This window comes from Acinetobacter sp. OYA S30, assembly GCF_033599315.1.
In the GTDB taxonomy this organism is placed as follows: Bacteria; Pseudomonadota; Gammaproteobacteria; order Pseudomonadales; family Moraxellaceae; genus Acinetobacter; species Acinetobacter baumannii.
The window spans coordinates 40,206-53,723 of record NZ_JAWVAV010000017.1; the positions used below are offsets into that span (position 1 = coordinate 40,206).

At 32.5% G+C, this 13,518-nt stretch carries 13 protein-coding genes; all 13 read left to right on the forward strand.

The window, feature by feature from the left end; genetic code table 11:
- Nucleotides 1-2 precede the first annotated feature (2 nt).
- From neuC to wbjC, 13 genes are read left to right on the forward strand one after another with little or no spacing between them, the layout of a single operon-like run.
- Nucleotides 3-1,139: a UDP-N-acetylglucosamine 2-epimerase gene (neuC, locus tag R5R67_RS10355; protein WP_318754835.1), complete on the forward strand. Its 1,137-nt coding sequence runs from the start codon at nt 3-5 to the stop codon at nt 1,137-1,139.
- Entirely contained in the window at nt 1,129-2,223 is a 1,095-nt protein-coding gene (locus R5R67_RS10360; RefSeq protein ID WP_032047237.1) for an N-acetylneuraminate synthase family protein, read from the forward strand. Before neuC ends, R5R67_RS10360 begins: the two co-directional genes overlap by 11 nt.
- Entirely contained in the window at nt 2,224-2,865 is a 642-nt protein-coding gene (locus R5R67_RS10365) for a sugar O-acyltransferase (protein ID WP_038345898.1), read from the forward strand.
- Nucleotides 2,858-3,913 (forward strand): nucleotidyltransferase family protein, encoded by a 1,056-nt coding sequence (locus tag R5R67_RS10370; RefSeq protein ID WP_065709049.1) that lies wholly within the window; start codon nt 2,858-2,860, stop codon nt 3,911-3,913. The genes R5R67_RS10365 and R5R67_RS10370 overlap by 8 nt, the downstream gene beginning before the upstream one ends.
- Nucleotides 3,913-4,884, forward strand: a complete 972-nt coding sequence (locus R5R67_RS10375; protein WP_163050092.1) for a Gfo/Idh/MocA family protein — start codon at nt 3,913-3,915, stop codon at nt 4,882-4,884. The genes R5R67_RS10370 and R5R67_RS10375 overlap by 1 nt, the downstream gene beginning before the upstream one ends.
- Before the next feature lie 10 nt (nt 4,885-4,894).
- The gene (locus tag R5R67_RS10380; RefSeq protein ID WP_038345893.1) at nt 4,895-5,581 is read left to right on the forward strand and encodes a cytidylyltransferase domain-containing protein; all 687 of its coding nucleotides are present in this window, start codon (nt 4,895-4,897) and stop codon (nt 5,579-5,581) included.
- 3 nt (nt 5,582-5,584) lie between these two features.
- A complete protein-coding gene (locus tag R5R67_RS10385) occupies nt 5,585-6,355 on the forward strand; it encodes an oxidoreductase (RefSeq protein ID WP_318754836.1) in 771 nt (256 codons plus the stop codon).
- A gap of 26 nt (nt 6,356-6,381) precedes the next feature.
- Nucleotides 6,382-7,962, forward strand: a complete 1,581-nt coding sequence (locus tag R5R67_RS10390; RefSeq protein WP_318754837.1) for a hypothetical protein — start codon at nt 6,382-6,384, stop codon at nt 7,960-7,962.
- Nucleotides 7,955-9,160, forward strand: coding sequence for an oligosaccharide flippase family protein (locus tag R5R67_RS10395; RefSeq protein WP_318754838.1), 1,206 nt, complete (start codon nt 7,955-7,957; stop codon nt 9,158-9,160). Before R5R67_RS10390 ends, R5R67_RS10395 begins: the two co-directional genes overlap by 8 nt.
- 17 nt (nt 9,161-9,177) lie before the next feature.
- Nucleotides 9,178-10,206, forward strand: coding sequence for an O-antigen polymerase (locus R5R67_RS10400; protein ID WP_318754839.1), 1,029 nt, complete (start codon nt 9,178-9,180; stop codon nt 10,204-10,206).
- Between the two features lie 38 nt (nt 10,207-10,244).
- Nucleotides 10,245-11,372 carry a glycosyltransferase gene (locus tag R5R67_RS10405; protein WP_318754840.1) on the forward strand — a complete coding sequence of 376 codons (1,128 nt, stop codon included), beginning with the start codon at nt 10,245-10,247 and terminating at the stop codon, nt 11,370-11,372.
- Complete coding sequence (locus R5R67_RS10410) at nt 11,365-12,399, forward strand: polysaccharide biosynthesis protein (protein WP_318754841.1); 1,035 nt, start codon at nt 11,365-11,367, stop codon at nt 12,397-12,399. Before R5R67_RS10405 ends, R5R67_RS10410 begins: the two co-directional genes overlap by 8 nt.
- A 2-nt stretch (nt 12,400-12,401) precedes the next feature.
- Nucleotides 12,402-13,511 (forward strand): UDP-2-acetamido-2,6-beta-L-arabino-hexul-4-ose reductase, encoded by a 1,110-nt coding sequence (gene wbjC, locus R5R67_RS10415; RefSeq protein ID WP_318754842.1) that lies wholly within the window; start codon nt 12,402-12,404, stop codon nt 13,509-13,511.
- The last annotated feature ends 7 nt before the right edge of the window (nt 13,512-13,518 follow it).

Genomic DNA, 13,518 nt, shown 5'->3' on the forward strand with positions numbered 1-13,518 from the left:
GAATGAAGAAAATAGCTGTTTTTACAGGAACTCGAGCTGAATATGGTTTGCTGTATTGGTTGATGCGAGATATTCAGCAGGATCCAGAGCTAGAATTACAAATTTTGGCAACAGCTATGCACTATTCACCAGAGCATGGCGAAACATGGAAAACAATTGTAAAAGATGGTTTTGAAATTACCGAATCGGTAGAAATGCTTTTGTCATCCGATACATCATCAGCTGTAGTAAAATCAATGGGTGTAGGCCTGCTTGGATTTGCAGATGCACTTAAGCGTATGCAACCAGATGTATTAGTTGTTTTGGGTGATCGTTTTGAAGCATTAGCGGTAACACAAGCTGCTTTAATCATGCATGTACCTGTTGCTCACTTACATGGTGGTGAGATTACCGAAGGTGCGTATGATGAATCAATTCGTCATGCAATTACTAAAATGTCTAATATTCATTTCGCTGCAGCAGAAGAATATAAAAAGCGGATTATTCAGTTAGGTGAACAGCCAGAAAGAGTTTTTAATGTAGGAGCACTTGGTTTAGACCATATCCAACGGACTACATTTAAAAGTATTTCAGAGTTGAGCGAGTTATATAACTTCGATTTTTCAAAGCCATATTTCCTAATCACTTACCATCCTGAAACAAACTTATTAGAAGAAAATGTTGCTCCGTTATTTGATGCGCTTAAGCAAATTAATGGCGTCAACTTTGTCTTTAGTTATCCTAATGCAGATAACGGTAATACTAATATTGTTAAGGCAATGTTAGATTTAAAAGCCCAATTGCCGGATCGCGTGTTACTTGTAAAGAGTTTTGGTATCCAGAACTATTTAAGTGTTTTAAAAAATGCTTTAGCAATGGTGGGTAACTCTTCAAGTGGTTTATCTGAAGCACCGGCATTACAGGTTCCGACGGTAAATATTGGTGATCGACAAAAAGGTCGTCTACGTTGCGAATCTATCCTTGATGTTCGATTAGACGAAAATGAAATTGTAGAAGCCTTGCAAAAGGCAATAAATTTTCCAAAGGATCAATTGAGTCAGGTAGTTCCACCTTTAGGTTTAGGAAATACCTCTCAAAAAATAATTGAAGTTATTAAAACGACAGATTTTAAGAAGAAGGCGCCATTTTATGATCTTTAATCAAGATGAAATTTATGTTATTGCAGAGATTGGTGTAAATCATAATGGTTCTGTAGATTTAGCAAAAGAGCTTATTTTAAAAGCCAAAGATTGTGGCGCAAACGCAGTAAAGTTTCAGACATTTAAAGCAGATAGCCTATTGTCTGATCAGACTGAAATGGCTGCGTATCAAAAAGAAAATACAGGTTCTAGTCAAAGTCAGTTAGAGCTTGTGAAAAGTTTAGAATTGACTTATGAGCAAACAGAAGAAATCAAGAAATTCTGTGATGAGCAGGAAATTACATTTATTTCAACTCCTTTTGACTCAGACAGTTTAAAGTTTTTGGTAAATGAAATTGATGTGCCTTACTTAAAAGTATCATCTGCTGATATTTCAAATTTACCATTTCTCTATGAAATTGCATGTTCAAAAAAGCATGTCATTTTATCTACTGGAACAGCAAGTTTAGGTGATATTGAACAAGCCTTATCTGTATTTGCATTTGTTATTGATAAGGGAACAGAGGTTCAACCATCTCAGCAGCTATTTAGAGAAGCTTATTCTAAAATTTCAGTACGTAAACAGTTGAAGCAACAAGTTTCTATTTTACACTGTGTGACTCAGTATCCTGCATTATTTGAAGAAAGTAATCTTAAAGCCATTTCAACGTTGAAAAACGTATTTGATTTGGCAACAGGATTTTCTGACCATACGCTTGATGAATATGCAGCGGTTATTAGTGTAAGTCTCGGTGCTCGTATTTTCGAGAAACATATTACTTTAGATAAAACAATGGCTGGTCCAGACCATGCAGCCTCAATGGAACCTAATGAATTTAAACACTATGTCGAAATTTTGCATAAAACACATGCAGCTTTGGGCGATGGTATTAAATTTATGCTTGAACAGGAAAGTGATAACTACTATCTGGTTCGTCGCAGTATTGTGGCGAAAACAGATATTGCTGAGGGAGAACTATTAACTGCAGATAATATCACCACAAAACGAGCTGGCCGCGTTTGTTTAGAGCCAAATAAGTATTGGGATGTTATTGGTACAAAAGCAAAGCGTAGTTTTAAGAAAAACGATTTTATCGAAATTTAAATGAAAAAACTGGCAATTATTGGTTCAGGTGGCTTCGCAAAAGAGTTATTAGATTTAGCAATAGATCAAGGCTACCACCAGATATGTTTTTTAGAGAGAAATGCTAAGGATGGGGATGCTTTATTAGGTTTTCCCATTTTGGCAGAATCAGTGATTCCTACGCTGACTGATACAGTATATGTAATAGGTATTGCTGATCCAAAAATTCGTAAAAGAATATATGAAACTTATCCTGATTTGACCTATCCAAATTTGATTCACTCTCAAGCATCGCTTGGATATGGTATTCGAGAATTGTTAGAAGATAGTAAAGGTATTGTGATTGCGGCTGGAGCGCGGATTACAAATTCATGTCGTTTTGGCAATTTTATTATAGTAAGTTTTAACAGCACAATTGGGCATGATTGTATTCTTGAAAATTATGTTTCTATTATGCCTGGTGCCAATATTTCTGGATGTGTACATTTAATGCAAGGTACATATGTGGGAACAAATGTTGCTGTTTTGCCGGGGAAAAATCCCGAGCAACTAAAGTGCTTAGGTGAAAATTCAGTTATAGGTGCTGGGGCTGTGGTGGTGAAACATACAGAACCAAATAAAGTCTATATTGGATCACCTGCTAAGGAATTAAGACGTGATTAGAGATGTTAATAAAATAATTTTGCATAAAAATGATTCAATTTTAAAAGCATTAGAATTACTTGATTTATATGCTTTAAGAATTGTTTTGGTTGTAGATGATAACAATCATTTAATCGGAAGTATTACCGATGGTGATATTCGCAGAGGTCTTTTAAAAGGCCAAGATGTGCATGCAGCTGTTGAAACAATCATGCATACTAATCCTTATAGTATTGAGGAAGGTAGCTTAAACAATCGTCAGATTTTTGAGATTATGCGCGAAAAAAGCTATCTGGCATTACCTATAACTAAAAATAACCAACTGGTTAATATTATTACGTTAGATGACCTAATTCGCAAAAAGAGAAAAGAAAATCCAGTATTTATTATGGCTGGAGGATTTGGAACACGTTTACGTCCTTTAACAGATACATGTCCAAAACCAATGTTACCTGTAGGAGGAAAACCTTTACTTGAAACCATTATTTCAAGTTTTAAAAATCAAGGTTTTTACAAATTTTATATTTCTACGCATTACTTACCAGAAGTGATTAATGAATATTTTGGTAATGGTGAGAAATTAGGTGTACAAATTCAGTATGTACATGAAACTGATCCACTTGGTACAGGTGGGGCGTTGAGTTTATTGCCAGCATCAGAGATTAAATTGCCATTCATTGTCATCAATGGTGATGTACTGACAAACATGAATTTTGAAAAATTATTGGATTTTCATGAGCAGCGCCAAGCAATCGCAACAATGTGTGTGCGAGAGTTTCAATACCAGATTCCTTATGGCGTAGTTAACTCTGAAGACCATGTCATACAAAGTATGACTGAAAAACCAAGTTATTTCTTTGATATTAATACAGGTATTTATGTTATTTCACCTGAATTGTTGGCAGAAGTAAACGCTCAGTTTATTGGCATGCCAACGATTTTAGAACAGCAAATGGAAAAGCAAAATAAAGTGTTGAGCTATCCATTACATGAATATTGGCTCGATATTGGTCATATGGAAGACTATAACCGTGCGCAAAAAGATATTCATATGTTGGGCTTAGAGTAATGAAAAATATTGCTGTTATTGGGTTGGGTAATATCGCTACCCGACATCGTCGTAATATTAAGTTGCTGTTTCCTGAAACTAAATTAATCGTGATGTCTGCCAGTGGGCGAATGCCAACAGAGTTAGTAAGTGATAGTGACTATATAGCACAAAGTATTGATGAAATTGTTGAGTTAGGAGTTCAGTTTGCAATAATTGCTTCACCTGCTCCTTTCCATGCTCAACATGCAATACCACTTATTAAAGCTGGTATTCCTGTATTAATAGAAAAACCAGTTGCTGTTACCCAGAGTGATGCTCAAGCCTTGATTGATGCAGAAAACGAGTATCAAACGCCTGTAGCAGTAGGCTATTGTTTACGTTATTTACCATCAGCACAGAAAGTAAAACAAATACTGCAAGAGGGTATTCTTGGAACACTCTATAATGGATTTATTGAAATTGGGCAGTATTTACCAGATTGGCGCCCTACAAAAGATTATCGTGAAACTGTCTCTGCTAAAGCTGAATTAGGTGGAGGAGTTCTATTAGAGCTAAGTCATGAACTAGATTATACCCAATGGATTTTAGGGGCGCTTATTCCACGACATGTCATTTTACGTTCTTCAGAAGAATTAGGGTTAGATGTAGAGGATAATGCAGATCTCTTAATGACAACAGAAAAGGGTACTGTTGTTAATATTCATTTAGACTTTCTGCAACGTCAAGCTCACCGTAAATGTAGATTTATTGGTAGCGAAGGATGTATTGAGTGGGATTTAATTCAAAATGAAGTCGTACTTATTACAGCTAATGGGCGAGAAATAATTTATAGCGCGCCTGAGTGGGATAAGAATCAAATGTATTTAGAAATGGTTACCGATTTTGTTAGAAAAATAAACGGGCAGCCAAACCAATCAATTACTTTACAAGAGGCTGAAAAAACAATAGGGCTTATTGTAAAGATGAAAGAATTTAAAATGGAAAAATAAGGCTGCTTATATGAGAAATTTTGCATTCATTTTTGCTAGAGGCGGCTCTAAGGGACTACCAGGAAAGAATATTAAGCCCCTGGCCGGAAAACCATTATTACAATATTCAATTGATACTGCTTTAGCTTCTGGTTTAATTGAACAAGTTTTTGTTTCAACAGATGATCAGGCCATTGCTCAAATTGCAGTTAAGGGAGGAGCCACTCTTATAGAGCGGCCTGCCGAGCTAGCAACTGATGAAAGCCCTGAATGGTTATCTTGGCGTCATGCGGTTGAGTGGGCTACTGAGCACTATGGTGTATTTGATGGTTTTGTTAGTTTACCTGCAACTAGTCCATTACGTAGTCAGGAAGATGTCGAAGCTGCAATTTTAAAAAGACAAACAGAGAATGCCGATATTTGTATTGCAATTACACCTGCAAGTCGTAGTCCCTATTTCAATATGGTTAAATACAATAGAGCTGGTTTTGTCGAGCTAGTAAATAAACCTGAAGGGGAAGTAACACGCCGCCAAGATGCTCCAAAAGTTTTTGATATTACTACCGTAGTTTATGCAACGACTCCACAGTTTGTATTAAACAATTACGGTTTATTTTCAGGACAAGTTACTAGTATTGAAGTACCAAAAGCACGAGCCGTAGATATTGATGATATTTATGATTTTCGTTTAGCTGAAGCTATTATTAAAGGTGAATAATTAATGCAAAATTTATTACTGAATAAAACCTTTTTAGTAGTAGGTGCTGGAGGCTTATTAGGTACCCGTTTAGTGGCAGCGATATTGGAGCAAGGTGCAAAAGTTATTGCAGCTGACATAAATATTGAATCTATGGGAGCTCGTTTAAATAGTTTAGGCGTTGATCCTACAAACGAAAAATTATCGTTAGTTTCTTTAGATGTAACAAATGAAGCAAGTGTAAAGTCATTTTTTTTAGCAGATCTTAAAATTGATGGAGCTGTTAATACAACATATCCACGTAATAAGACATATGGTTCACATTTTTTTGATGTGAGTTTAGAAAGTTTTAATGAGAACTTATCATTACATTTAGGTAGTATGTTCTTATTTACACAGCAGTGTGCCAAATATTTTACTGAACGTCAGACTCCTTTTTCGCTTGTAAATATTTCATCTATTTATGGTGTAGTTGCTCCAAAATTTGATATTTATAACAACACTAAAATGACAATGCCTGTTGAGTATGCCGCAATTAAATCAGCAACACTTCATTTAAACAAATACACAGTTGCTTATGTCAACGATAGTCGGTTCCGTATTAATTGTGTAAGTCCAGGCGGCATCTTTGATCATCAACCTGAACCATTTTTGGAAGCATATAAGAGCCATACCCATGGAGCTGGTATGCTAGACGTTACAGAAATCTTAGGTTCAGTTTTATTCTTGCTTTCTGAGCAATCAAGATATGTAACAGGTCAGAATATTATTGTAGATGATGGCTTTAGCTTGTAATTCATTTAGATGTAAGGATGTATTTTATGATTAATCAATTAAAGAGAATTATAAGCTATTTAAAACCATATAAGCCTAATCCTGTAGAAAAAGAGTTTACTGAACTAAATTACCAATATTGGCAAAAGGAAAACTCTCCTGTTAGTGAAGAAGGTTATTGTTTAATAGAGGGCCAGATCACTTGTCCAGCAAGTATTATGGATAAAGCAAGAATAGGTAAAGCAATACAAGAGGTTACAGGAGCAAAGCCTGTTGTATTTTTAAGAGGTTTTTATGAAGAAGGTAATGATGTAGCTCATATTTATAAATCCTTTAATATCAATGATTTTTATATGTGGTGGAAAGGTTTTTTAAATCCTACAATCTTCATTCCTGCCTTATTCGCAACATTAAAAACAGTTATTTTATATAAAGATGGAAGTAAATTAGCTAATCTTACACATAAGGGTGTCGAGATAGGTGAGCTTATCTATGATACTCTTATTAGATTCAAGCCAAATACTTATACTATTAATCAAATCAAAATTACGCATTATAGATTAATATTTAGAGCATTCTTGACCTTTTATAATAATGAATACTTGATTAGAAAATATAAACCCAAATATTTAGTTACGAGTCATAATGTGTATGCTGAATTTGGAATGCTGCCTAGACAGTTAAAGAAAGTAAATAATAGTAATGTGATTTTCTTAAAAGATATTTATGCATATAAATGCTACAACTCATCTGTAAATATAAAAGAACACTTCCTTAAACCTTCGATAGAGCTTTTTAATCAAAAATTGTCATCACCTGAATACTTGGAAGAAGCTAGAGCTTATGTTGAAAATAGATTTAAGGGAAATATTGACCAAATAGATGTTAAAAATGCATTTTTAAATAAAAAAACTTATAGCTTAGATGATTTAAAAGAGATATTTCCAAAAGTAGATAAGAACAAAAAAAATATTGTAGTAATGTCTCATGCTTTTTCCGATGCACCTCATGTCGGAGAAGGTTTATTGTTTAAAGATTATTATGATTTTTTAGTTAAAACTCTTATTCATTTAAATGAAAATAAAGAAGTTAATGTTTTTGTCAAAGCTCACCCTAGTTCATATATGTGGAACGAAAAGGGAGCAGTAGAAGAACTATTAGAAAAGTATCAATTAGATAATATCTATATTTTACCAAATAATTTAAATACAAATTCAATTATTAATTTTGCAGATTATATTGTGACAGCAAAAGGGACAGCTGGTTTAGAATTTAGCTGTCTTGGTATACCGGCGATAACAGCTGGTAAAGGCTATTATTATGGTTTTGGTATTACTGAGGAGCCAGATACTGTAGAGGAATATTATAGTAAATTAGATAATATTACTAAAATTGATAGGCTAAATAGTGAAACCATAAATAGAGCATTAGTATTGCTTTATATAGTTGCTCAAAGTAGACGACATTCTAAAATTCTACCAAAAAGTCATATTATGCCTGGCGAAATTTATTCAGAAGTGTACTTGGGTAAATATCAGGAAATAATAAATAACTTTAAAAATGGAGAATTATTAAAAGATGAATTCTATGATGAAGTAAAAAAAGATATGGTAAATAGCCATGTTTAAAAAAGGAATTATATATATATTACTGAATTATATGATTCAGTTTTTAAATATTTTATTTAACTTATTATTAATGAAATATTTAAATTCCTATCAATTAGGCAGTTTAGCCCTTGCTAAAACATGGCAGCAATTTGTGGATTATTCACATTTAGGTGCAAGATTTTCATTAGACCGCTATATTCCTGTAGCAAAGGAAGAAGAAAAAAAATATCTCGTTGCAACAGTATTATTTACTACATTTATTGGCTCATTATTTATTCTTTTGGCGGCAGTTATATTAAATGATGCTGATATTATAGTATCAGTACTTACAGCTAGTGGTATTTTTATTGCAGTAGGAAATATTATAAAAGCCTACTATCGTGCTACAAATAGTTTAACAAAAATGTTAAATCTGGTTTTTTATAATCAACTACTTCCTCTATTAATTTCTATAGTTTTATATTTTTATACTCTAGATTTTAATATTTATCTTGTGTCTTTAATTTTATCTTATCTATTTTTTAGTCTTGTTTTGTTTTATCAAGAAAGAGAGCTTTTTAATTTTATTCAATATAAGAGAATTAAGAAAGTTATTAAAGAAATAGCTTTACCATCTTTTTTGTTATTTATAAATTCACTAATGATTTTTCTATATTTAGTAATGGACCGCTTTTTTATTGATTATTCAAGTGGTAGGGAAGAGTTAGGACATTATAGTATTATTTTGTTTGCTTTTACTGCATTAATGATTATACCAGCAACAGTTGCTGAGCTGTTGTTTGTCAAGATTATAAAACAAAGTTGCGAAGCAGGTCAGAGATTATTTTTGCGAGAAACATTAATTACGCTTGGTATTACAGTATTAGGGGTGGTTGTTGCGAATTTTTGTATGGACTACTTTGTTCAAAGATTTACTAATTATGGTTTTCTAACTGGAAAAATGCATATAGCAACGTTAGCTGTTATTCCTTTTTCTCTTACAGCAATTTACTACCATGTAATGAATGGTCTAGATTTAAGAAAAGAAATTGTTACAGTGAATTTGGTTGTATGTATTATTTTAGCTTTATATTATACATACCCTCTCTTCTTTAAATTAAATTATGGATTAGATTATTATTTGTATGCAAAAGTAGCAACTGGTTGGTTGGTTTTTCTGGGATATATTTTCTTTATTTTATTTCATAAAAAGATTGTTTTGAATAAAACTACTTAATGGAAAGGTGGAAGCTTATGAAGATAAGATTTAATGTGGTTGCAATATCTTTATATATGCTTCCAGCTTTAATTTACTTATATCTTACGAATTTGTCTAAAATAACTTTTTATGAACCATCTTTGTTCGCTATACAAGTTTCTTTATTTTTTACTATAGTTGGTTTTCTATTTGGTACGATTTTTTCAAAAAAATTGAATTTTAAATTTTTTGATTTTTCACCTAAAATTTATATATTTATTATTAAATTATTTCTATTTTTAGCTATAGGTAGTGTATCTATTCAGTTGCTAAAATATGGGATACCTTTGCTGAATAATAGTTTGAGAGTAGATATTCAACAGGGTTTTTTATGGAACATATTTACTTTAAGTGCAATGTTGTCTCTATTTTTTAGTAGTTATGTTTTTTTTGTTTTAAAGATAAAGCTTGATTTTTTGGTAAAGATTTTAATATTTTTGTTATTGATTTTAACTATTCTAACTGGCTGGAAAGGCATATTAATTAATTATATTTTTATTTTTTCTAGTTTTTTTATTCTTTATAAGAAAATTAAAATTTCTATTTTGTTTAAAGCATTTATAGCTTTTTTAGTCATATTTTTTGGTATTAATGCTATTAGATCTGGAATTTATAGTATTAATTTTGAGGAATTATTTAATTACTTTTTCTATGGATTTGAGAATTTTGTTCGTATTGCTCCTACTTATACCTCTGAATGTTTACATTCAGTTCCTTTGCTAAATTCCAATTGTCAGTTTGTTTATGATAACGATTCTCTCATTAATCCAACTTTTAATGTTTACACTGCGCTAATGCCTATCTATTCAGATGGTGGAGTTGTTCTAGTTGGAATTATTTTCTTTATCTTTTCTTTTCTTTTAGGTTGTATAAAGGATTATAAGAATAGTTTTTTCATTACTTTTTTATTTTATTTACTACATTACTTTTTCATGATTGCCCATAATGGTTACGCTTTTAACTCTGGGAGCTTTGTATTTATTTTATTCCTTTTATTTGTTTTTGATATTTTAAGGGTTAAGTAAATATTGTGTTGCTAGCGTTTTATATTTAAGGTGAAATGATGAAGATATTAATTAATGCTGCTAATTTACATAGTGGCGGTGGTGTGCAAGTGGCAAGCTCTTTTATTAATGAGTTACCTTTTTTGTCAAATGATATCATCAAATCTTTTGATGTCATTGTTTCAACTGAAGTAGATAAAAACATTAATCAAACTACAAAAAGTTTTTTTAAAAACTATAATGTATATAATATTTTTGGTTTAAAAAACTATAAAAATAATTTAGGTTTTTTTGATAACTATGATCTTGTTTTTACCATTTTTGGACCTTGTTATTATAGCATTAAAGGAATCAATGTAGTTGGTTTTGCTCAAGCTTGGATTATTTATCCAGATAATGAGTGTTATAATCTTTTATCATTTAGTGAAAAATTTAAGTTAAAAATAAAATATTTTTTACAAAAAATATTTTTTAAAAGATCTGATTTTTTTATTGTTGAGCTTGAACATGTTAAGAACCAGTTGGTTGAGTTAGATATATTTAAAAAAGATAATATTTTTGTAGTCTATAATACTGTCTCAAATGTATATTTTTGTCCCGAGAAATGGGAAGAAGTTAATATTAAAACTTCTGATAAATTTAAAATTGGGTTAATTAGTCGAGATTATTTTCATAAAAATACAAATGTCTTACCTCAAGTAAAAGAGGTATTGAGAAAGAAATATCAGAAAGACGTTGATTTTTATGTGACTTTTAATGAAGAAGAGTGGGCCAATAAATCCTCTAACTTTCAGGAAAATATTATTAATGTAGGTCCATTGAAGGTAAATGAGTGCCCAAATTTTTATGAAAAAATGGATGCAATTATATTTCCTAGTCTCTTAGAATGTTTCTCTGCAACTCCTTTAGAAGCTATGATCATGGAAAAACCCTTATTTGCTTCAGATAGAGGTTTTATAAAAGATGTCTGCTTAGACTTCGCATTTTATTTTGACCCCACTGTTCCAGATTCAGCAGCAGCTGTGATTAATCATTTTATCGAAAATAATGAAAATAATGAATTAGATATCAAATTAAGAGCTGCAAAAAAACATGCTGAAAATTTTTCGACTGCAAGAGAACGTGCAGTTAAATATACCCAGATTATTGAAAATTGTTTAAATGAGGACGAAAATTCATATGTTTAAAGATAAAATTTTGTTAATTACTGGTGGTACAGGATCTTTCGGTAATGCTGTTCTAAAACGTTTTTTAGAAACAGATATTAAAGAAATCCGTATTTTTAGCCGTGATGAAAAAAAGCAAGATGATATGCGTAAGAAATATCACTCATCTAAGCTTAAATTCTATATAGGTGATGTGCGCGACTACAACAGTATTTTAAATGCTACTCGTGGTGTGGATTATATTTACCATGCAGCTGCTTTAAAGCAAGTTCCATCTTGCGAATTCCACCCAATGGAAGCTGTAAAAACCAATGTAATTGGAACAGAAAATGTACTTGAAGCGGCAATTCAGAATCGTGTTAAACGTGTAGTGTGTTTAAGTACAGATAAAGCAGTTTACCCAATTAATGCAATGGGTATTTCTAAAGCAATGATGGAAAAAGTTATGGTTGCAAAGTCACGTAACCTTGAGGGTTTAGATACGGTTATTTGTGGCACTCGTTATGGTAATGTGATGGCATCACGTGGTTCAGTCATTCCTTTATTCGTTGATCAAATTCGTCAGGGTAAACCTCTTACGATTACAGATCCGAACATGACTCGTTTCATGATGACTTTAGAAGATGCGGTAGATTTAGTTCTATATGCTTTTGAACATGGTGAAAATGGGGATATCTTTGTACAAAAAGCTCCTGCAGCTACAATTGCAGTATTGGCTGAAGCATTGAAACAATTACTAAATGTTGAAGATCATCCTATTTCTATTATGGGTACCCGTCATGGTGAAAAAGCTTTCGAAGCTTTATTAAGTCGTGAAGAAATGGTACATGCTTTTGACCAAGGTGATTATTTCCGCGTACCAGCAGATCAGCGTGACTTGAACTATGAAAAGTACGTAGAAGATGGTGACTTAAAAATTACTGAGTTCGAAGATTACAATTCGCATAATACTACTCGTTTAGATGTAGAGGGTATGAAACAATTATTGCTTAAACTTGATTTTGTTCGCGCATTAACAAGAGGCGAATATATTTCACCAGAGGCGTAAGCATGAAAGTTTTAGTTACCGGTTCTAATGGTTTTATTGCAAAAAACTTTATTCAGTTTTTATCAGAAAAACCTGAAGTTGAGATTTTAAAAGCTCATCGTGAAACAACAGATCAAGAGTTTGAGCAAGTAGTTTTAGCTGCTGATTGGATTGTACATTTAGCAGGTGTGAATCGCCCTCTAAATGAAGAAGAATTTGCTGAAGGTAATACCACTTTAACGGCAAAGATCAGTCAAATTTTGCAGCAAGCTAATAAGAAAACGCCTGTTATTTTATCGTCGTCTATTCAGGTCGAGCGTGATAATCCTTATGGTAAAAGTAAGCTAGGTGGAGAGCAGGCACTGGTCACTCTTCATCAAGCACAAGGTAACCCAGTTTATATTTGCCGTTTAGCCAACGTTTTTGGTAAATGGTCACGCCCTAATTATAACTCTGCTGTTGCAACTTTCTGCCATAACGTTGCAAATGACTTACCCTTACAAATTCATGATGAAAATGCTGTGATTCGTCTTGTGTATGTCGACGATGTAGTTGAAACATTCTGGAATATTCTGAATGGGCAACAAGTTGAACAATTTTTCCAAGTTGAACCTGAATATCAAATTACCGTAGGTGATTTAGCAAAAGTTTTAAATGGATTTAAAGCATCTAGAGACACACTTATTACAGATCGGGTGGGAACAGGGCTAACTCGAGCACTTTACTCAACTTATTTGAGTTTTTTAAAGCCTGAACAATTCGATTACAGTGTTCCCAAATATGGTGATGCTCGTGGTGTATTTGTTGAAATGTTGAAGACACCCGATGCTGGGCAATTTTCTTACTTTACTGCTCATCCGGGAATTACTCGTGGTGGTCATTATCATCATACAAAAACTGAAAAGTTCCTTGTTATTAAAGGTAAGGCACTATTTAAGTTTAAACATATTGTAACAGGTGAATTTTATGAGCTTGAAACGCATGGTGATGAACCACGAATTGTAGAGACAGTACCGGGCTGGACACATGATATTACTAACATCGGTGATGAAGAGATGGTAGTAATGCTGTGGGCGAATGAAATTTTTGATCGTAATAAGCCAGATACTTATGCGATGCCAATAACAAATTAAGAGTAGA